This window comes from Sphingomonas faeni, assembly GCF_040407505.1.
In the GTDB taxonomy this organism is placed as follows: Bacteria; Pseudomonadota; Alphaproteobacteria; order Sphingomonadales; family Sphingomonadaceae; genus Sphingomonas; species Sphingomonas faeni_E.
The window spans coordinates 144,419-163,499 of sequence record NZ_JAPZPQ010000004.1 but is presented as its reverse complement, the minus strand read 5'-3'; the positions used below and the strand labels follow the sequence as shown (position 1 = coordinate 163,499).

Sequence of the window (19,081 nt, the reverse complement as noted above, 5' to 3'; positions counted from 1 at the left end):
CGTTACGCTCGCGTGTCCTAACGCGCTTGCGGGCGAACGGTCGCAAATATTTTCGCGCTTGGCGCCGATCCATAGTATCAGCCGCGCCATGACGACTTCAAAAGACGATAACCCGACTGCCAGCCCGTCGAACGACGCGCCCGCAACCTCCCCCGAAACGCCGGCCGCACCGATCAAGGGCGACCGCATCGCCAAGCTGCTCGCGCGCGCCGGGATCGCCTCGCGCCGCGATATCGAGCGGATGATCGCCGAGGGCCGCGTCGCGCTCAACGGCAGCATTCTCGACACGCCCGCCACCATCCTGCGCAACCTCAACGGCGTGACGGTCGATGGCGACCCGGTCGAGGCACCCAGTTCGGCTCGGCTGTTCCTGTATCACAAGCCGACCGGGCTGCTCGTCACCGAGCGCGATCCGGCCGGACGCACGACGATTTACGATCGCCTGCCGCAGGATCTGCCGCGGCTCGTGCCGGTCGGGCGGCTCGATCTCAACACCGAGGGGCTGTTGCTGATGACCACCGATGGTGGCCTCAAGCGCCAGCTCGAACTGCCCGCGACCGGCGTAGAGCGTGCCTATCGCGCGCGCGCTTACGGCAACATCACGCAGCCGCAGCTCGAGGAACTGATCGAGGGTATCGAGATCGAAGGCGTGCGCTATGGTTCGATCAACGCGAATATCGAGCGGCGCACCGGCGCGAACGTCTGGATCGAGATGATCCTGACCGAGGGCAAGAACCGCGAAGTCCGCCGCGTGCTGGAGCATCTCGGGTTGCAGGTCTCGCGGCTGATCCGGACGCGCTACGGCCCGTTCGTGCTCGGCGACTTGCCGCCGGGGCAGATCGGCGAAGTGCTCCAGCACGACGTCGTCGCGTTCCAGAAGGAACTCGCGAAGGGTCGGCCCGAGGGTCCGGGGGCGCGCGCGAATATCGGGATCAGTGCGAGCGCCGGTGCGGGAGCCGGGATCGGTGCGCGGTCTAGCCAACGGGGTAGCAATGCGCCGCGGCCTGCTCCGACGGCACGGCCAGCGCCGGGCGCGCGTCCGGTTTCGGGCGCGCGGCCTGCTGCTGGCGTGCGTACGCCGGTTCGCAGTCCGTATGCTGCACCTGCAAGCTCGGGCTTTTCGAGCGGCGCGGTACCGACCGATCGGCCTTCGCGACCGGCACGTCCGGAGCGCATCCGTCCGACCGCGGCGATGCAGCGCGGCGACGTCAACGATCCCTGGGCGCGGTCGGATACACGCAACGCCGCGCGGCCGACGGGCACGCACCACGCCCGGCCGACGAGTGGCGAGACGTCCAAGCCGTATGTGCGGCAGGAGCGTGCGGACCGCGGCGAGGAGCTGAGCACGAGCCCCAAGATCAAGCATTTCCGCGCCGCCAAGCCACCGCGGGAGCGCGCTGCGCCGTCGCGGGTCGGCGCGGGCGCCACCGTACAGCGTCAGGAACAGCCGCGGGGCTTCCGTCCGCAGGCCGACGATACACGGGGGCGTAGCTCACTCGACAAGCGCGCGGCGCGGAGTGCTAGCGGACGTCCGGGTGCCGAGCCACGACCCGTGCGTTCGGAAGGCCCGGCGCGTCCTGAACGCGGCACTCGTCCTACTGCACCCGGCAAGGGTCCGTCCGGAGGGCGCGGTCATCCGCCCCGTGCACCACGTGGAGGGAAGCGCTGATGCGTATCATCGCAGGACTGAACCGCGGCCGTCAGATCGCCGCGCCCAAGGGTGACACCACCCGTCCCACCGCCGACCGAATGCGCGAGACGTTGTTCTCGATGCTGACGAGCCGCGTCGGGAGTTTCGAGGGGTTGGCGGTCGCCGATCTGTTCGCGGGCTCGGGCGCGCTTGGAATCGAGGCACTCTCGCGTGGCGCGGCGACGTGCATGTTCGTCGAATCGGACAAGCTGGCGGTCGACGCGCTGAAGGCGAACCTCGCCAAGCTGGAAATCCGCGGTGATGTCCGCGCCACGTCGGTGATGGCGCTCGGGCCCGCGCCGGCGCCGCTCGACGTAATCCTGATGGATCCGCCCTACAACACCGGCGCCGGACTGGTCACGCTCGACAAGCTGTCGCGGCTGGGTTGGGTCGGGCCGGCGACATGGATCAGCCTGGAGACGGCGAAGGCCGAGGTCGTCGAACTGGCGGGCTTCGAGGTCGACGCCACGCGCGTACACGGCAAGGCGCGGCTGACGCTTTTGCGGCCAGTATCGGCGTAAAGGTATGCCCTCCCGCGAAGGCGGGAGGGCATTTTAATCGTCGGTCGTGCGGCCGAGGATCAGCAGCCCGCCAAGGCTCAGCACCCCGGCCGCCATGAGATACCCGCCGACCAGCCACAACCCATGCGGGGCCAGTGCCTCCGCGACGATCGGCGCCAGCGCACCGCCCAGCACGCCGCCAAGGTTAAACGTCATCGACACGCCGGTGTAGCGCACCCCCGCCGGGAACAGGCTGGGCAGCCACCCGCCGAGCGGCCCATAGGCGAACCCCATCACGAACAGCGCGCCCGACAGCCACAGCCACACCGTGAACAGCGATCCCGAGCCCAGCATCGGCCCCATCAGCGCGCCGACGCCGATGCACCCGGCAAACCCGATCGCGAGCATCCGTGCTGCTGAATGCCGGTCCGCTAGAACGCTGGCCACGATCACGCCGCCTGCCAGGAACCAGATCGCGACGAGTTCGACACCGAGGAACGCCTCGCGCGAATAGCCGAGCGTCTTCGTGCCGTAGCCAAGCGCGAACGCGGTCGCGAGATAGAACAGCGCGAAGCATGCGACGACGCCGAACGTGCCCGCCAGCGTCGCACGAAGATGCTGTGTGAGAAGTGTCGCGATCGGCACCTTGGGGAGCGCTTCGGTCGCCTCGGCTTCGAGGAACGCCGGCGTTTCGGTCAGCTTGAGCCGGCCCCATAGGCCGAGCCCGACGAGGATCGCGCTGAGTAGGAACGGAATGCGCCAGCCCCAGGCGATGAACTGCGCTTCGTCGAGCACGAGCCCGATGACCAGGAACAGTCCGTTGGCGGCGAGGAAACCCACCGGGGCGCCAAGCGGCGGGAACATGCCCCAGGTGTTCTTGCGGTGCGGCGGCGCGTTCTCGACCGCCAGCAGCGCCGCCCCGCCCCATTCGCCGCCAAGGCCGAGCCCCTGCCCGAGCCGCATCAGGCACAGCAGCGCGGGCGCGATCCAGCCGACCTGCGCATAGGTGGGGAGAAACGCGATGCCGACGGTCGATCCGCCCATCAACAACAGCGATGCGACGAGGGTGGACTTGCGCCCGATCCGATCGCCGAAATGCCCGAACACGATCGCGCCGACCGGGCGTGCAACGAAGGCCAGGCCGAACGTCGCATAGCTCAGCAGCAACTGCGCCGACGCGGACTGCCCCGAAAAGAACAGCGGCCCGAACACCAGTGCCGCGGCGGTCGCGTAGATATAGAAATCGTAGAACTCGACCGCGGTGCCGACCAAGCTGGCGGCGAGGATGCGGCGGTGGGAGGCAAGCGTCGTCATGGACACGGTCTCGCCGGGGAGGCGGTTCCGGTCAACCGATTGCGGCTTACAATCCTCCCCGCCAGGGGGAGGTGGCGCGTAGCGACGGAGGGGGAGGAGACGCAACCGAGGTTACCCTTTCCTCCCCCTCCGTCTGGCAAGCGCTAGCCACCGCCCTCTGGCGGGGGAGGATCAGACTGGGAGGACGATCCGCGCGACCAGACCTGGGGCGTTGTCGGCGAGTTCGAAGTGGCCATCGTGGAGCCGAGCCACCGCCTCGATCAGCGCCATGCCGAGGCCCGCACCGGGGGTGGACCGCGCGCTGTCGAGGCGGCCGAAGCGCTTTAGCGCCTGTGCACGGTCGGAGGCGGCGATGCCGGGGCCGCGGTCCTCGACCTGGATCGCGACGCCGTCGGTGCGGTGGACGATCCGCAGCGTGACTTCGCCACCGCCCGCGCCGTGACGGAGCGCGTTGTCGATCAGGTTGGTGATCGCTTGGCTGATGAGCTCGCGGTGCAGCTTCATCGGCGGTGGGCGGTCGTCGATCGCGATCGTGAAGACGAGGCCGGCGTCTTCCGCGACGGGCGCGTAGAGTTCGCCGATCTCCTCCAGCAGGTTCGCCGGTGAGACCTCGATGAAGCGATCGCGGGAGACCGAGCCCGAGCGGCTGATCTCGATCACCATCGTCAGCATCCGCATCACCAGGTCGGTTTCGACCAGGAGGCCGCCCAGCGCCGCTTCCCGCGCGTCGGGATCGGCGATCAACACCGCCTGCTCGGTCTTGGTGCGCAGACGCGCGAGAGGCGAGCGGAGGTCGTGTGCGAGGCTGTCGGTGACGATCCGCAGTTCGGCCATGACGCCTTCGAGCTTGCCCAGCATGACATTGAGGCGGGCAGCAAGACGATCGAACGCATCGCCGCCCCCCGCGATCATGTCGACCCGGCGAGACAGGTCACCTTCGCCAGCCGCCTCGATCGCCTTGGCGATGCCGTCGAGCCGGCGGCTGACGTATCGCGTGAGGACCAACCCGCCTACCACGCCGAGCGCTAGCGACAGGAACACGGCGACCGCGAGCGCACGTTCGATCGCGCGCTCCTCCGCGGCGATCAGGTCGAGATTGCGGCCGGTCAGCAGCCAGTAACTGCCGAGGGGATGGAGCGCGTACCCGGTCTCGCGCGCCGACCAGAGTTCGTCGGCACCGAGTCGTGCGATCCGGAACTGTGTGATGCGAAGCGGGACTGCGAGGCGCTCGGGCGCAATGCCGACGACTGCCCTGCCCTTCGGGTCGACGACTGCGAGGACGAGCGAGACGTCGCCGGGGACGACAGCGCTGTCGATCGCCTGACGGATCGCGGGGAGGCCACCGTTACGCCAGACCGCGCGCAGGGCTTCCGATTGTTCGGTGGTCTCGCGCCTGATTGCATCGATCGCGTCCGCGCTGGTGGTCTTCCAGACGAAGCCGACCAGCGCAAGATTGGAGATCAGCGCCAGCGCGATCGAGAGCAGCGCGATTCGGGCTGTTACCGAAAGGCGAATCACCCTTCGACGGCGAGCCGGTAGCCTGCGCCGCGGACCGTATGGAGGATCGGCGTCGGGAAACCTTCCTCGAGCTTGCGGCGGAGACGGCCGATATGGACGTCGACGACGTTCGAGCCCGGGTCGAAGTGATAGTTCCAGATCTTCTCGAGCATCATAGTGCGCGTCACCACCTGGCCGGCGTGGCGGGCGAGGAACTCAAGCAGGTTGAACTCGCGGGCGCCGAGCGGGATCGAGCGGCCGGCGCGCGACACCGCGCGGGCGAGCAGGTCGATCTCGAGATCGCCGACGGAGAGCTTGGTTTTCTGCGGCTCTGTCGCGGCACGGTCGGAGCGGCGGAGCATGGCCTCGATCCGCGCGGAGAGCTCGGCGAACGAGAAGGGCTTGCACAGATAATCGTCGGCGCCGGCCTTGAGGCCATCGACGCGGTCGTCGACGGCGGCGAGCGCGGACAGGATAAGGACGGGCGTAGCGATACCCGCGGCGCGAATTGCGCTGACCATCGACAGGCCATCCAGGCCCGGCAGCATGCGATCAGCGATGATGAGGTCGAAGATGCCCTCGCTTGCCAGGAACAGGCCGTCGCGGCCGTCTGCACAGGCCTCGATTGCATGGCCGGCCTCAGCCAAGCCCTTGGCAAGATAGGCGGATGTCGAGGCGTCGTCCTCGACGATCAGGATCTTGCGGCTCAACGCGGTATCACCTTCCCTGCCACCGATTTCGGTCACCATCTCCTGCCCTTATAAACGGAAAGGCCGGCGGAAAGAACCCTTCCCGCCGGCCCCCACGGTACCCCCGGGAGTGACGGGCACCGATCTCTGGAAACTCATGCGACCGTTGCTGGCCACGTGGTCGTTCTAGGATCGGGCGGGGGTCAGGGCGATGACCGAGGGGTGACAATTTCGTCATGTTGATGTTGTTGTGGGCCTGAGACGAAAGCGCCTCAGCAATCCCGCCACTCCTACCCCGTCATCCCGGCGCACGCCGGGACCCATGGTTGCGGAGTGGGGAGTGGTAGCACGCTCTCGCTTGGTCCGCCGTATCCGTGGATCCCGGCGTTCGCCGGGATGACGGAAGAGGGGGCGAGGGCGTGGCCCATAACTAGGGCCCCGCCTCAGCGGCGGAACACACTTACTTCTTGTCGAGAATCGCAGCGATCGCCGAGCCCACGTGCGCAATGTCGGCCATTCCGTCGACGCGGTGGACCAGGCCTCGTGCGTCGTAGATCGGCAGGATCGGCGCCGTCTTCGCGCGGTATTCCGCCATGCGGTTGTGGACCGTTTCCGCGTTGTCGTCGGGACGGCGCTTGAACTCGGTCGAGCCGCAGATGTCGCAGACGCCAGCGACGGCCGGCTTCTTGTAGCGATCGTGATAGCCCGTGCCGCACTTAGCGCAGGTATAGCGGCCTACGACGCGGTCGATCAGCGCAGCTTCGTCGACGCCCAACTCGATGACGTAATCGAGCGTGCGACCTCGGTCTGCGAGCAGGCCGTCGAGCGCTTCCGCCTGCGCTGCGGTGCGCGGGTAGCCGTCGAAGATGACGCCGTTCGCGGTGTCCGGCTGGTCGAGGCGCTCACCGATGATGCCCGACACGATCTCGTCCGAGACGAGACCACCGGATTCCATCACGGACTTCGCCTGGAGGCCGACCGGCGTTCCGGCGGCGACCGCTGCACGCAGCATGTCACCGGTCGAAAGCTGCACCATGCCGCGCTCGCTGACGAGCGTGGCGGCTTGGGTGCCCTTGCCCGCGCCGGGCGGTCCAAGAAGGATGATATTCACGAAACGCACTCCCCTCGTTCGTGCAGGATTTTTACCGCGTTAGACCCGCAGCTTAACGAAGTCGATTGCCCTTGAGCTTCGCCTTCTTGATCAGGTCGCCATACTGGTGAGCCAGCAGGTGCGACTGGATCTGCGTCACCGTGTCCATCGTCACGTTGACGACGATCAGCAGGCTGGTGCCACCGAGGTAGAACGGGATCTGCAACGCGGTCACCAGATATTCCGGCAACAGGCAGATGATCGTCAGATACGCCGCGCCGATGACGGTGATGCGCGTCAACACGTAATCGAAGTAGTTCTCGGTGTTCTTGCCCGGGCGGATGCCGGGGATGAACCCGCCATTGCGCTTCAGATTGTCGGCGGTTTCCTCGGGGTTGAAGACGACCGCGGTGTAGAAGAACGAGAAGAAGATGATGCCGGCGCCGTACAGCAGCATGTACACGGGCGAACCGTGCTGAAGATACTGGTTGAGCGTGATGATGAAATCACCCCACTTCGATTCACCCGCAACGCGCTGACCGGCGAACTGCGAGATCGTCAGCGGCATCAGCAGCAGCGACGAAGCGAAGATCGGCGGGATCACGCCGGCGGTGTTGATCTTCAGCGGCAGATGGCTGCGATCGGCCTGCATGCCGCGCTGCGTCTGGCGCTTGGGATACTGGATCAGGATGCGGCGCTGCGCGCGCTCCATGAAACAGATGAAGAGGATCAGCACGACCACCGCGACGACGATGCCGATCAGCTTGATCGGATCGAGCGAACCCGAGCGACCGCCTTCGAGCAGGTTGACGAGCGTGACGGGGAGATGCGCGACGATGCCGGCCATGATGATCAACGAGACACCGTTGCCGATGCCGCGGCTGGTGATCTGCTCGCCGAGCCACATCAGGAACATCGTACCGCCGATCAGCGAGATGACGGCCGCGACGCGGAACATCATGCCGGGCTCGATGACCGCCTGGATGCCCTGTGCCGCGCCGAGCGTCTCAAGGCCGACGGCGATGAAATAGCCCTGCACCGCGGTCAGCCCGACCGTGCCGTAGCGCGTGTACTGGTTGAGGCGCTTGCGACCCGATTCGCCGTCCTTCTTGATCGCGGCGAGCGTCGGCGACAGCGAAGTCGCGAGCTGCACCACGATCGAGGCGGTGATGTAGGGCATCACGCCGAGCGCGATCAGCGACATGCGGCTGAGCGAGCCACCCGAGAAGGTGTTGAAGAAATCGAGCACGCCGCCCTGCGTCTGCTGCGAGAGCAGGCCGAGCGCCGTCGGGTCGACACCCGGCAGCGGGACATAGCTGAGCAGGCGAAAAATGATCAGCGCACCGATCGTGAACCACAACCGCTTCTTGAGGTCGGTCGCCTTCGCGAATTTCGAAAGGCTGATGCTTTGCGCCATCTGGTCGGCTGCGGATGCCATGCGTGTGATCGTCCTGGAAAACAAAGAAGGCGGGCTGGAAACAAACAAGGCGGAACGCGTTGTGACCGCCCCCGCCGCTCATATAGGAGCACGGGCGCGCTTGTCTAATGGCTAAGGCGGATATGGATGGGTGGATGACCACCTCGTCCATTCAATAACGCCGCCTTGTTGCCCCCACCCCATCCCGTTCGTCCCGAGTAGTCGTCGAGCCTGTCGAGACGGCGTATCGAAGGACTGGCCCGCTTGGGTCTTGTACCTCGATACGAGTTCTCGACTACGCTCGACCTCTACTCGGCACGAACGGGATGGGGGTGAGATCGCGTGGGCTGCCACGGCGGAGCGTCTCAGAAGCCACAAACGAAAAGGGAGGGAGCGCACTCGGCGCCCCCTCCCCCATCAAGGTCAGGCCTTGAACGACGCCTTGTGCGCCGCACGCTCCTTGTACTTCACGCCCTTCTTGGCGGCGGCCTTCTCGGCTGCGGGGACGAAGTGGATCACCTCGACCTTGCCGCCGATCTTCTCGACCGCTTCGATCGCGCCCTTCGACGCGCCGTCGACGGTGAACGAGAGGACCGTGGTCAGCTCGCCCTTGGCGAGGAGGCGGACGCCGTCCTTGCCGCCGCGTGCCAGGCCAGCGGCCTTCAGCGCGTCGTGGTCGAGCGTGGCGTTGGCCTCGATCTTGCCGGCATCGACCGCGAGCTGGATCGCGCCGAGGTTGACCTCTGCGAAGTCCTTGCGGAAGATGTTGTTGAAGCCGCGCTTAGGCAGACGCATGTGAAGTGGCATCTGGCCGCCTTCGAAGCCGGCGATGGACACGCCCTCGCGGCTCTTCTGGCCCTTCTGGCCGCGGCCTGCGGTCTTGCCCTTGCCCGAGCCGATGCCGCGTCCGACGCGCATCTTGGACTTACGGGCACCTTCGTTATCGCGGAGTTCGTTGAGCTTCATGGTAATGCACTCGCTTTCGCTTGTTACGCGCTGGTTTGAAATCGCCGGGTTCGAATCCGGAAATAAGGAAGGGGGCCGTTAGCCCCCTTCCCGGTATTTGTCACTAGGTAGCGTGAAGGCTCAGCCTTCGACGGACACCATGTGCTGCACCTTGCGGATCATGCCGCGGACCTCTGGGCTGTCTTCCAGCTCGCGGGTCTTGTGCATCTTGTTGAGACCGAGACCGATCAGCGTTGCGCGCTGATCCTTCTCGCGGCGGATCGGCGAACCGGTCTGCGTGATCTTGATGGTTGCCATGATCGCTTACTCCGTGATCGCAGCTGCATCGGCCTCGGCGGTCTTCGAACCACCATGGCCGAGCAGGTCGGCGATCTTCTTGCCGCGACGCTGTGCGACGGCCTTGGGCGAGGTCTGCTCGCCAAGGGCCTCGAACGTGGCGCGGATCATGTTGTAGGGGTTCGACGTGCCGACCGACTTGGTGACAACGTCCGCAACGCCCAGCGATTCGAAGACTGCGCGCATCGGGCCACCGGCGATGATGCCGGTACCCTGAGGTGCCGACCGCAGCGTGACCTTGCCGGCACCGAAGTGACCGTTGCCGTCATGATGCAGCGTGCGACCGTCCTTCAACGGAACGCGAACCATCTTCTTCTTGGCAGCAGCCGTCGCCTTCGAGATGGCTTCCGGCACTTCGCGTGCCTTGCCATGACCGAAGCCTGCACGACCCTTGCCGTCGCCGACGACGACCAGCGCTGCGAAGCCGAAGCGCTTACCGCCCTTGACCGTCTTCGAGACGCGGTTGATGTGCACCAGCTTCTCGATTAGCTCTTCGCCACCATCGTCCGCACCCGGACGACCGCCACGATTGTCGCGACCGCGACCGCCGTCGCGACCACCGCGGTTGCCGCCTGGGCCACCGCTGCGGTTGCCGCCGGGGCCACCACGACCACCGCCGCCGCCGCCACCGGGACCGCCGCGACCGCGACCGCCGCCGTTGTTGCCCTGGTAGCCAGTGCTCTGCGGGACATTCTGAGCCGTGACGTCCTGTGCGGTCGTCTCGGGAGCGATTACTGCCGGCGTGTTGTTTTCGTCAGCCATGTCTTAGAACTCCAATCCGGCTTCGCGCGCGGCATCGGCAAGAGCCTTCACGCGACCGTGGTAGAGGAAGCCGCCGCGATCGAACACGACCTGGGTCACGCCCGCTGCCTTGGCAGCCTCGGCGACGCGCTTGCCGACCGAAGTCGCCGCGTCGATGTTGGCGCCGGACGTGCCACGCACGTCCTTCTCCAGCGTCGAGGCCGATGCGACCGTCGTGCCGGCGGCATCGTCGATCACCTGGGCATAGATGTGCTTGCCCGAGCGATGCACCGACAACCGCGGACGGGTGCCTGCACGTGCGCGGAGCGCGGTACGGTTGCGGCGACGCCGCTTGGCGAAAAGAGAAAGTCCCTTGGTCATTACTTCTTCTTCCCTTCCTTGCGGAAGATGAACTCGCCGTCGTACTTGATACCCTTGCCCTTGTAAGGCTCGGGCTTGCGCCACTGACGAATTTCCGCGGCCAGCTGACCGACCATCTGCTTGTCCGAACCCGAGATCTCGATCGTCGTGTTGTCGGGGGTCTTGACTTCGATCCCCTCCGGCACGTCGATGTTGACGTCGTGGCTGTAGCCGAGCTGCAGCTTGAGGTTGCGACCCTGCGCTGCGGCACGATAGCCGACGCCGGTGATCAGCAGCTTCTTGGTGAAGCCTTCCGACACGCCGGTGACCAGGTTCTGCACCATGGTCCGTTGCATGCCCCAGAACGCGCGAGCGCGCTTGGTGTCGTTGGCCGGCTGCACCGAGATGCCACCGTCTTCGATCGTGTAGCTGATCTCGTCGCGAAGCGGCATCTTGAGGGTACCCTTGGGGCCCTTCATCGTCAGCTGCTTGTTCTCGATGGTCGGCGTGATGCCCGCCGGTACGGTGACCGGCTTCTTACCAATGCGGCTCATCAGAACACCTCCGCGAGGACTTCGCCGCCGACGTTCTGCTCGCGTGCTTCGGAATCCGACAGCACGCCGCGAGGCGTCGAGACGATGGTGATGCCGAGGCCGTTACGGACGCGCGGGAGTTCCTGCGAGCCGGAATAGACGCGACGGCCGGGCTTCGAGACGCGCGCGACATGCTTGATCGCAGGCTGGCCCTCGAAATACTTCAGCTCGATGCGAAGGCCGGCCGCGGGGCCCATCTGCTCTTCGCTATAGCCACGGATATAGCCTTCGCGCTGCAGAACGTCGAGCACGCGGACGCGCAGCTTCGACGCCGGCGTGAGGACGGAGTCCTTCTTCGCGCGCTGGCCATTACGGATACGGGTGAGCAAATCACCCAGGGGATCGGTCACTGCCATGATTTAGTCCTTACCAGCTCGACTTCGTGACGCCGGGGATGAGGCCCTTGTTGGCCAGATCGCGCAGCTGAATACGGCAGAGCCGGAACTTGCGGTAATAGGCGCGCGGGCGACCGGTCAGCTCGCACCGGTTACGGATGCGGGTCGGGTTCGCGTTGCGCGGCAGTGCCGCCATCTTGAGGCGAGCGATCAGACGCTCACCGTCGTCGAGCGTCTTATCCGCTGCGATTGCCTTCAGTGCCGCGTACTTCGGGGCATACTGCTTGACCATGCGCTTGCGGCGCTCGTTCTTGTTGACTGAACTCAGTTTCGCCATCGACTTAAGTTCTTTCTTTCTTCTGCCCCCTCGCCCCTCCGGGGAGAGGGTCGGGGTGAGGGGCAGCCCAGCAGGACCACGCCTCCAGTTTTCGGGCGGGGCGAGGGAGACTCACTCCCCCTCACCCCAACCCTCTCCCCGAGGGGAGAGGGAGTTACTTAAGCTGCCTTCTTCTCGTCGGCAGCGTCGTCTTCGATCGGGAACGGGAAACCGAACAGACGAAGAAGCTCGCGAGCCTCGTCGTCGGTCTTTGCGGTCGTCGTCACGATCACATCCATGCCACGGACCTTGTCGACTCGGTCATAGCTGATTTCTGGGAACACGATCTGCTCCTTGATACCGCAGGCATAGTTGCCGCGGCCATCGAAGCTCTTCGGGTTGAGCCCGCGAAAATCGCGGACGCGGGGAAGAGCGATCGTGATGAAACGGTCGAGGAACTCGTACATGCGCTCGCGGCGAAGGGTGACCTTCACGCCGATCGGCATGCCTTCACGCAGCTTGAACTGTGCGATCGACTTCTTGGCCTTTGTCACGACAGGCTTCTGGCCGGCGATCAGCTCCATTTCGGAAGCAGCCTGGTCGACCTTCTTCTTGTCCTGCGTGGCTTCGCCGACGCCCATGTTCAGCACGATCTTGTCGAGCCGCGGGATCTCCATGACGTTCTTGTAACCGAACTTCTCGGTCATCGCCTTGATGATCGTCTCGTCGTACAGCTTGCGCATGCGCGCGACGTAGACGGCCTCGGTGCCGGCCTGCTCGCCAGTGTTCTGATCAACCATTGATCTTCTCCCCGGTCTTGACGGCGACGCGGACCTTCTTGCCGTCCTGCTCCTCGAAGCGGACGCGGGTCGGCTTGCCGTCTGCGGTCACGTGCGCGACCTTCGAAACGTGCATCGGTGCTTCCTTGCGGATCAGGCCACCCTGCGGGTCACCCTGAGTCGGCTTGGTGTGGCGCACGGCGATGTTGACGCCCGATACGACGACCTTGTCGGTCTTCGGCATGGAGACGGTGACTTCACCGGTCTTGCCCTTGTCCTTGCCGGACAGGACGATGACCTTGTCACCCTTCTTGATACGCTGCGACGCCATTACAGCACCTCCGGCGCAAGGCTGATGATCTTCATGTGCTTCTTGCCGCGCAGCTCGCGAACGACTGGGCCGAAGATACGGGTGCCGATCGGCTCCTCGTTCTTGTTGACCAGCACCGCGGCATTGCCGTCGAAGCGGATGACCGTACCGTCTGCACGGCGGATATCCTTGGCGGTACGCACGATCACCGCGCGGTGAACGTCGCCCTTCTTCACACGGCCACGTGGCTGCGCTTCCTTGATGCTGACGACGATGATGTCGCCAACGCCTGCAACACGACGCTTGGAACCCCCAAGCACCTTGATGCACTGCACCCGCTTCGCGCCGCTGTTGTCAGCGACGTCGAGATTGGACTGCATCTGGATCATGGATCCGTATCCCTTCTCTGTCTCTGGGGTCGATACCGACCGAACCCCGCCTAAAAAATCACCCCGCCACGGACGAACCGCAGCGGGGAGGAGCGGCCGCTTAGCCGTTCCCGTTTACGAAAACAAGAGCGCAGGAGGTTTCCCCCCTGCCCTCTTAACTCAAACCCGTCACCCCAGCGGAAGCTGGGGTATCCCTGTTCGAGCCGATCGCCCCTTTCCACAAGATCCCAGCTGTCGCTGGGAAGACGGGGTTTGGAGCGTACCAGTTCAGCCCTCGGCCGAAGCCCGCTCCGGCGTCGCGTGGGTGTTGACCCGCTCGATCACCTTCCAGGTCTTCAGCTTGGAGATCGGCGCGGTCTCTTCGATCCGCACGGTCTCGCCCTGCTTGAACTCGTTGCTCTCGTCATGAGCATGATACTTCTTCGAGCGACGGATGATCTTCCCGTAGAGCGGGTGCTTCACCTTACGCTCGACGTTCACGACCACCGTCTTGTCGCCCTTGTCGGACACGACCAGACCGGTCAGCACGCGCTTCGGCATGATACGTTCCTTACTTCGCGGCTTCAGCGCTGATGCGCTGAGCCTGCAGGGTCTTGATGCGAGCGATGTCGCGGCGGACCTCACGAACGCGGCTCGGCTTTTCGAGCTGGTTCGTGGCGGCCTGGAAGCGCAGGTTGAACTGCTCGCGCTTCAGTTCGCCGAGCGACTCCGACAGCTGGTCGTCGCTCTTGGTCTTCATGTCGTCGATACGAGCCATGATCTTACTCGCCTCCCAGATGCGAGGTGTCGCCCAGGCGGGCAACGACCTTTACCTTGATCGGCAGCTTCATGGCCGCCCGCTCGAACGCCTCGGCGGCGATCTTGCCGTCGACGCCGTCGAGCTCGAACAGGATCCGACCCGGCTTGACGCGAGCGGCCCAGTATTCCGGCGCGCCCTTGCCCTTACCCATGCGGACTTCGGCTGGCTTTCCCGAGACCGGAAGGTCTGGGAAGATGCGGATCCACAAACGCCCCTGGCGCTTCATGTGACGCGTGATCGCGCGGCGGGCCGCCTCGATCTGGCGTGCGGTGATCCGGTCGGGTTCCATCGCCTTAAGGCCGTAGGAGCCGAAATTGAGCGAGAAGCCACTCTTGGCGTCGCCCGAAATCTTGCCCTTGAAGGCCTTCCGGAACTTGGTCTTTTTTGGTTGCAGCATGTCTGTTCCTGCCCCTTAGCGACGATCGTCGCGCTGCGGCCGCACGCCGGAGGTCTGAGCCTCCATCATGATGCGGTCGTACGACGTCGGATCGTTGCCGAGAATCTCGCCCTTGAAGACCCAGACCTTCACGCCGCAAACGCCGTAGGACGTGTGCGCCGTAGCCTCGGCATAATCGATGTTCGCGCGCAGCGTGTGCAACGGAACCCGACCCTCACGATAGCTCTCCGACCGTGCGATCTCGGCGCCGCCAAGACGGCCACCGCAGTTCACCCGGATGCCCTCGGCACCGAGACGCATCGCCGACTGGACCGCACGCTTCATGGCGCGACGGAAGGCGATACGACGCTCGAGCTGATCGGCGATGCCCTGCGCGACGAGACGCGCATCGACTTCCGGCTTGCGGATCTCGACGATGTTCAGCGACACGGTCGACGACGTCATCTTGCCGATCGTCGAACGCAGCTTCTCGATGTCCGCACCCTTCTTGCCGATGATCACGCCGGGGCGTGCAGCAAAGATGGAGATGCGGGCCAGCTTGGCCGGACGCTCGATGACCACCTTGGAGATCGCGGCCTGCGGCAGCGTCTTCATGATGAATGCGCGGATCTTGAGATCCTCGAGCAGGAGCCGACCATAGTCGGCGCCTTCGGCGTACCAGCGGCTATCCCAGGTACGGTTGATCTGCAGACGCAGACCGATGGGGTTGCTCTTCTGACCCATTATGCTTCTTCCTGCTCGCGCACGACGATGCGCAGACGGCTGAATGGCTTGAGAATGCGGGTCGACTTGCCGCGGCCGCGGGTAGCGAAGCGCTTCATCGTGATCGACTTGCCGACCGAAGCCTCGGCGACGACGAGTGCGTCGACGTCGAGGTTATGGTTGTTCTCGGCGTTGGCGATGGCCGAGGCCAGCACCTTGCGCGCTTCGATCGCCATGCCCTTGGTCGAGAAGGCGAGGATGTTCATCGCATCGCCGACCTTCTTGCCACGGATCAGCGCAGCCACGAGGCCGAGCTTCTGCGCGGAACCACGGATCTGCGTACCGACCGAAAGCGCCTCGTTGTCCGCGACCTTGCGCGGGCTGACTTGCTTAGACATCAGCGCTTGCCCTTCTTGTCGGCGGAGTGGCCGGGGAAGTAGCGCGTGGGCGCGAACTCACCGAGCTTCATGCCGACCATGTCTTCGTTGACCGAGACGGGCACGAACTTGCGGCCGTTATAGACGTTGAACGTGAGACCCACGAACGACGGCAGGATCGTCGAGCGACGCGACCAGGTCTTGATCGGCGAACGCGCGTTGGTGTCCTGGGCGGTTTCTGCCTTCTTGAGCAGATGAAGGTCCACGAAGGGGCCCTTCCAGACTGAACGAGCCATGTTAGCCCTTCCTCTTCGTCGAATGACGCGACCGGATGATCATCTTGTCGGTCGACTTGTTATGACGCGTGCGCGCACCCTTCGTCGGCTTGCCCCAAGGCGTAACCGGATGACGGCCACCCGAGGTACGGCCTTCACCACCGCCGTGCGGATGGTCGACCGGGTTCTTGGCGACGCCGCGCGTCAGAGGACGGATACCCATCCAGCGCGAACGGCCTGCCTTGCCCAGGTTCTGGTTCTGGTTGTCGGGGTTCGAGACCGCGCCAACCGTCGCCATGCAATCGCTGCGAATGTAGCGCTGCTCGCCCGAGTTGAGGCGGACCATCACCATGCCCTTGTCGCGACCGACGACCTGCACGTACGTGCCGGCCGAACGGGCGATCTGGCCACCCTTCATCGGCTTCATCTCCACGTTGTGGACGATGGTGCCGACCGGCATCTGACCGAGTTCCATGGCATTGCCTGGCTTCACGTCGGTCTTCTTGGCCGCGAGGACCTTGTCGCCGACGGCCAGACGCTGTGGCGCCAGAATGTAGGCGAGTTCCTCGTCCGGGTACTTGACCAGGGCGATGAACGCGGTGCGGTTGGGATCATACTCGATCCGCTCGACGGTGCCTTCGACGTCCCACTTGCGACGCTTGAAGTCGATGTAGCGGTACTTCTGCTTGTGACCGCCGGCGATGCCGCGCGAGGTCACATGGCCCTTGTTGTTACGACCGCCAGTCTTGTGCTTACCTTCGGTCAGCGCCTTGACGGGGCGACCCTTCCAGAGCGACGACTTGTCGACCAGGATGAGACCGCGGCGTGCCGGCGATGTCGGATTATAATGCTTGAGTGCCATGGCCTCAGATCCCCGTCGTCACGTCGATGGACTGACCGTCCTTCAACGTCACGATTGCCTTTTTCATGTCGGAGCGCGAGTAGTTCGTGCCCTTCCACTTCTTGGTCTTGCCCTTCTGGACGAGCGTGTTCACGCCGACGACGTTCACGTCGAACAGCGCCTCGACGGCCGCCTTGATCTCGGGCTTCGTGGCATCGTTCGATACCTTGAACACAACCGCGTTGAACTCCGACAGGGTCGTCGTCTTCTCGGTGATGTGCGGGGCCAGGATAACGTCGTAATGACGATTATCGATGCCCGCCTTCTGCTTCTTAGCCATGGAAGCGCGCCTCCAGCTTTTCGACAGCGGCGCGCGTCAGCACCAGCGTGTCATGCTTCAGGATGTCGTAAACGTTCGCGCCGGCAGCCGGCATCACGTTCACTTCGTACAGGTTGCCCGCAGCGAATGCGAAGCTGGTGTCGACCATGTCGCCGTCGATGACGAGCGCACGCTTGCCGAAGCCGAGCTTTGCGAGATCGCCCTGCAGCGTCTTGGTCTTGCCACCCTCGACAGCCAGGCTGTCCATGATGACCAGCGAACCCGCCTTGGCGTGGCTGCTGAGAGCCATCCGCAGGCCGAGCGAGCGAACCTTCTTGTTCAGCGACGGGTTGAAGTCACGGACGCGTGCGCCGTGAGCCTTACCACCACCGATGAACACAGGTGCGCGACGATCGCCATGACGAGCCGTACCGCCGCCCTTCTGGCGACCGAACTTCTTGCCGGTGCGTGCGACGTCAGCGCGCTCACGGGTGCCACGAGCCGTCTCGCGACGCTTCTCGAGCTGCCAGGTGACGACACGGTGCAGGATGTCGGCGCGCGGATCGAGGCCGAAGACCTCGTCGTTGAGCTCGATGTCCGCTGCGTCAGTGCCGGCGAAAGATGAAACCTTGATCTTCACGCTCAGCCCTCCTGGCCGTCGGCTGCAGGTGCGTCGGTCGTTTCGGCCGGCGTGTCTGCTGCGGTGTTGCTGTTTGCGGTCTTGAGACCGGCGGGGAACGGTGCGTCGGCGTGGCGCGCGACCTTCACCGAGTCCTTGACGAAGAGCCAGCCGCCCTTGGAGCCAGGAACCGAACCCTTGACGAACAGGAGACCACGCTCAACGTCCGTCGATACGATCTCGAGGTTCTGCTGGGTGCGATACTTGTCGCCCATGTGGCCGGCCATCTTCTTGTTCTTGAAGACCTTGCCCGGATCCTGGCGCTGACCGGTCGAACCGAGCGAACGGTGCGAGACCGACACGCCGTGGGTTGCCCGCAGACCGCCGAAGCCCCAACGCTTCATGCCGCCCTGGAAGCCCTTACCCTGGGTCTTGCCCTGGATATCGACGATCTGGCCTGCGACGTAATGGTCGGCCGAGATCTCGGCGCCGACGTCGAGCAGGCCGTCTGCGTTCACGCGGAACTCATGGACGACAGCCTTGGGCTCCACTTCGGCCTTGCCGAAATGGCCGCGCTGCGGCTTTGCGACATTCTTCGACTTGGCGACACCTGCACCAAGCTGGACGGCAGTGTAGCCGTCACGATCCATTTCGCGAACGGAAACGACCTGATTGCCTTCGAGTGCCAGAACGGTGACCGGCACGTGCCGACCATCTTCCTGGAACAGGCGGGTCATCCCCATCTTCTTCGCGATCACGCCAGTACGCATGATCTTGTCCCTTCCTAGACAGAGGCCCCGTCGGACTATTCCTCGGGGGCTTGCGGACCATGTCCGGAGCGAGCTCCATGATGCGTCCACCTGACCCCATCCCCGGCAAATGCCCTGAATGGAGTCGGTTCAACCCGGTAAATACGAAACGTGCCCCCGTCCCGGGCTGGTGCTTCCGCGAGTGCGGAAGCGTGACGGGGGACGCTGCCCCGTCGGTTTTCACCGACGGCGGTATCCCAATGTCGAACGGCGCGGGACCGTTACCGCTCGACCGCGCCGCGCCAGCCCTTAGGCGAGCTTGATCTCGACGTCAACGCCAGCGGCGAGGTCCAGCTTCATCAGCGCATCGACCGTCTGCGGCGTCGGCTGGACGATATCCAGCATACGCTTGTACGTGCGCACCTCGAACTGCTCGCGCGACTTCTTGTCGATGTGCGGGCCGCGGTTCACGGTGAACTTTTCGATGCGCGTCGGAAGGGGAATCGGACCGCGGATGAGCGCGCCGGTGCGGCGTGCGGTGTCGGCGATGTCGCCAGTGGCCTGATCGAGCACACGGTGATCGAACGCCTTCAGACGAATGCGGATATTGCTGTCCATAGTCCCTACCGATGCGAAAGAGCGGGCCCGTTTCCGGGCTCTTGCTGGTTGATGTTTAAACCG

28 protein-coding genes are annotated in these 19,081 nt (G+C 64.7%); 2 read left to right on the top strand and 26 right to left on the bottom strand.

Going from position 1 to position 19,081, the window contains the following annotated elements:
* Positions 1 to 88: 88 nt before the first annotated feature.
* On the top strand, positions 89 to 1,669 hold the full coding sequence (locus tag O6X71_RS13960; RefSeq protein WP_353466363.1) for a pseudouridine synthase: 1,581 nt from the start codon (positions 89 to 91) through the stop codon (positions 1,667 to 1,669).
* The gene (gene rsmD, locus O6X71_RS13955; RefSeq protein WP_353466362.1) at positions 1,669 to 2,211 is read left to right on the top strand and encodes a 16S rRNA (guanine(966)-N(2))-methyltransferase RsmD; all 543 of its coding nucleotides are present in this window, start codon (positions 1,669 to 1,671) and stop codon (positions 2,209 to 2,211) included. The genes O6X71_RS13960 and rsmD overlap by 1 nt, the downstream gene beginning before the upstream one ends.
* A 33-nt stretch (positions 2,212 to 2,244) precedes the next feature.
* On the opposite strand, the gene O6X71_RS13950 is transcribed toward rsmD, so the two are convergent.
* The 26 genes from O6X71_RS13950 to rpsJ form a co-directional block, all read right to left on the bottom strand.
* Complete coding sequence (locus O6X71_RS13950; RefSeq protein WP_353466361.1) at positions 2,245 to 3,504, bottom strand: MFS transporter; 1,260 nt, start codon at positions 3,502 to 3,504, stop codon at positions 2,245 to 2,247.
* A 171-nt stretch (positions 3,505 to 3,675) separates the two neighbouring features.
* Positions 3,676 to 5,022, bottom strand: coding sequence for a sensor histidine kinase (locus O6X71_RS13945; RefSeq protein WP_056486867.1), 1,347 nt, complete (start codon positions 5,020 to 5,022; stop codon positions 3,676 to 3,678).
* Positions 5,019 to 5,711 (bottom strand): winged helix-turn-helix domain-containing protein, encoded by a 693-nt coding sequence (locus O6X71_RS13940; protein ID WP_056050249.1) that lies wholly within the window; start codon positions 5,709 to 5,711, stop codon positions 5,019 to 5,021. The genes O6X71_RS13945 and O6X71_RS13940 overlap by 4 nt, the downstream gene beginning before the upstream one ends.
* Before the next feature lie 439 nt (positions 5,712 to 6,150).
* Positions 6,151 to 6,801: an adenylate kinase gene (locus O6X71_RS13935; RefSeq protein WP_353466360.1), complete on the bottom strand. Its 651-nt coding sequence runs from the start codon at positions 6,799 to 6,801 to the stop codon at positions 6,151 to 6,153.
* Positions 6,802 to 6,853: 52 nt separating this feature from the next.
* Positions 6,854 to 8,218: a preprotein translocase subunit SecY gene (gene secY, locus O6X71_RS13930; protein WP_055872627.1), complete on the bottom strand. Its 1,365-nt coding sequence runs from the start codon at positions 8,216 to 8,218 to the stop codon at positions 6,854 to 6,856.
* 402 nt (positions 8,219 to 8,620) lie between these two features.
* Positions 8,621 to 9,163, bottom strand: coding sequence for a 50S ribosomal protein L15 (gene rplO, locus O6X71_RS13925; protein WP_056047631.1), 543 nt, complete (start codon positions 9,161 to 9,163; stop codon positions 8,621 to 8,623).
* Positions 9,164 to 9,283: 120 nt separating this feature from the next.
* Positions 9,284 to 9,460 carry a 50S ribosomal protein L30 gene (gene rpmD / locus O6X71_RS13920; RefSeq protein WP_055872633.1) on the bottom strand — a complete coding sequence of 59 codons (177 nt, stop codon included), beginning with the start codon at positions 9,458 to 9,460 and terminating at the stop codon, positions 9,284 to 9,286.
* Between the two features lie 6 nt (positions 9,461 to 9,466).
* Entirely contained in the window at positions 9,467 to 10,261 is a 795-nt protein-coding gene (rpsE, locus tag O6X71_RS13915) for a 30S ribosomal protein S5 (protein ID WP_060524133.1), read from the bottom strand.
* A 3-nt stretch (positions 10,262 to 10,264) separates the two neighbouring features.
* Positions 10,265 to 10,621 (bottom strand): 50S ribosomal protein L18, encoded by a 357-nt coding sequence (gene rplR / locus O6X71_RS13910; protein ID WP_031393749.1) that lies wholly within the window; start codon positions 10,619 to 10,621, stop codon positions 10,265 to 10,267.
* On the bottom strand, positions 10,621 to 11,154 hold the full coding sequence (gene rplF, locus O6X71_RS13905) for a 50S ribosomal protein L6 (RefSeq protein ID WP_056047628.1): 534 nt from the start codon (positions 11,152 to 11,154) through the stop codon (positions 10,621 to 10,623). The genes rplR and rplF overlap by 1 nt, the downstream gene beginning before the upstream one ends.
* On the bottom strand, positions 11,154 to 11,549 hold the full coding sequence (gene rpsH, locus O6X71_RS13900; RefSeq protein ID WP_031393751.1) for a 30S ribosomal protein S8: 396 nt from the start codon (positions 11,547 to 11,549) through the stop codon (positions 11,154 to 11,156). Before rpsH ends, rplF begins: the two co-directional genes overlap by 1 nt.
* Before the next feature lie 10 nt (positions 11,550 to 11,559).
* Positions 11,560 to 11,865 carry a 30S ribosomal protein S14 gene (gene rpsN, locus O6X71_RS13895; protein WP_056015537.1) on the bottom strand — a complete coding sequence of 102 codons (306 nt, stop codon included), beginning with the start codon at positions 11,863 to 11,865 and terminating at the stop codon, positions 11,560 to 11,562.
* A gap of 158 nt (positions 11,866 to 12,023) precedes the next feature.
* Entirely contained in the window at positions 12,024 to 12,587 is a 564-nt protein-coding gene (rplE, locus tag O6X71_RS13890; RefSeq protein WP_082441396.1) for a 50S ribosomal protein L5, read from the bottom strand.
* A 49-nt stretch (positions 12,588 to 12,636) separates the two neighbouring features.
* Complete coding sequence (rplX, locus tag O6X71_RS13885; protein ID WP_056047623.1) at positions 12,637 to 12,954, bottom strand: 50S ribosomal protein L24; 318 nt, start codon at positions 12,952 to 12,954, stop codon at positions 12,637 to 12,639.
* Positions 12,954 to 13,322, bottom strand: coding sequence for a 50S ribosomal protein L14 (gene rplN, locus O6X71_RS13880; protein ID WP_031393755.1), 369 nt, complete (start codon positions 13,320 to 13,322; stop codon positions 12,954 to 12,956). The genes rplX and rplN overlap by 1 nt, the downstream gene beginning before the upstream one ends.
* Positions 13,323 to 13,589: 267 nt before the next feature.
* A complete protein-coding gene (gene rpsQ / locus O6X71_RS13875) occupies positions 13,590 to 13,862 on the bottom strand; it encodes a 30S ribosomal protein S17 (protein ID WP_031393756.1) in 273 nt (90 codons plus the stop codon).
* Between the two features lie 10 nt (positions 13,863 to 13,872).
* Entirely contained in the window at positions 13,873 to 14,079 is a 207-nt protein-coding gene (gene rpmC, locus O6X71_RS13870; RefSeq protein WP_353466359.1) for a 50S ribosomal protein L29, read from the bottom strand.
* A 4-nt stretch (positions 14,080 to 14,083) separates the two neighbouring features.
* Positions 14,084 to 14,518 carry a 50S ribosomal protein L16 gene (gene rplP, locus O6X71_RS13865; protein WP_031393758.1) on the bottom strand — a complete coding sequence of 145 codons (435 nt, stop codon included), beginning with the start codon at positions 14,516 to 14,518 and terminating at the stop codon, positions 14,084 to 14,086.
* A gap of 15 nt (positions 14,519 to 14,533) precedes the next feature.
* Positions 14,534 to 15,241: a 30S ribosomal protein S3 gene (rpsC, locus tag O6X71_RS13860; protein WP_055872646.1), complete on the bottom strand. Its 708-nt coding sequence runs from the start codon at positions 15,239 to 15,241 to the stop codon at positions 14,534 to 14,536.
* Positions 15,241 to 15,618 carry a 50S ribosomal protein L22 gene (gene rplV, locus O6X71_RS13855; protein WP_056047621.1) on the bottom strand — a complete coding sequence of 126 codons (378 nt, stop codon included), beginning with the start codon at positions 15,616 to 15,618 and terminating at the stop codon, positions 15,241 to 15,243. The genes rpsC and rplV overlap by 1 nt, the downstream gene beginning before the upstream one ends.
* Positions 15,618 to 15,893 (bottom strand): 30S ribosomal protein S19, encoded by a 276-nt coding sequence (gene rpsS, locus O6X71_RS13850; protein WP_031393761.1) that lies wholly within the window; start codon positions 15,891 to 15,893, stop codon positions 15,618 to 15,620. Before rpsS ends, rplV begins: the two co-directional genes overlap by 1 nt.
* A gap of 1 nt (position 15,894) precedes the next feature.
* Positions 15,895 to 16,734 carry a 50S ribosomal protein L2 gene (gene rplB, locus O6X71_RS13845; protein ID WP_055872649.1) on the bottom strand — a complete coding sequence of 280 codons (840 nt, stop codon included), beginning with the start codon at positions 16,732 to 16,734 and terminating at the stop codon, positions 15,895 to 15,897.
* Positions 16,735 to 16,738: 4 nt separating this feature from the next.
* Positions 16,739 to 17,053 (bottom strand): 50S ribosomal protein L23, encoded by a 315-nt coding sequence (locus O6X71_RS13840; protein WP_056047618.1) that lies wholly within the window; start codon positions 17,051 to 17,053, stop codon positions 16,739 to 16,741.
* Complete coding sequence (rplD, locus tag O6X71_RS13835) at positions 17,046 to 17,672, bottom strand: 50S ribosomal protein L4 (protein WP_056047616.1); 627 nt, start codon at positions 17,670 to 17,672, stop codon at positions 17,046 to 17,048. The genes O6X71_RS13840 and rplD overlap by 8 nt, the downstream gene beginning before the upstream one ends.
* A 2-nt stretch (positions 17,673 to 17,674) precedes the next feature.
* A complete protein-coding gene (gene rplC, locus O6X71_RS13830) occupies positions 17,675 to 18,421 on the bottom strand; it encodes a 50S ribosomal protein L3 (RefSeq protein ID WP_056060507.1) in 747 nt (248 codons plus the stop codon).
* A gap of 288 nt (positions 18,422 to 18,709) precedes the next feature.
* Positions 18,710 to 19,018 (bottom strand): 30S ribosomal protein S10, encoded by a 309-nt coding sequence (rpsJ, locus tag O6X71_RS13825; protein ID WP_007406109.1) that lies wholly within the window; start codon positions 19,016 to 19,018, stop codon positions 18,710 to 18,712.
* Positions 19,019 to 19,081 lie beyond the last annotated feature (63 nt).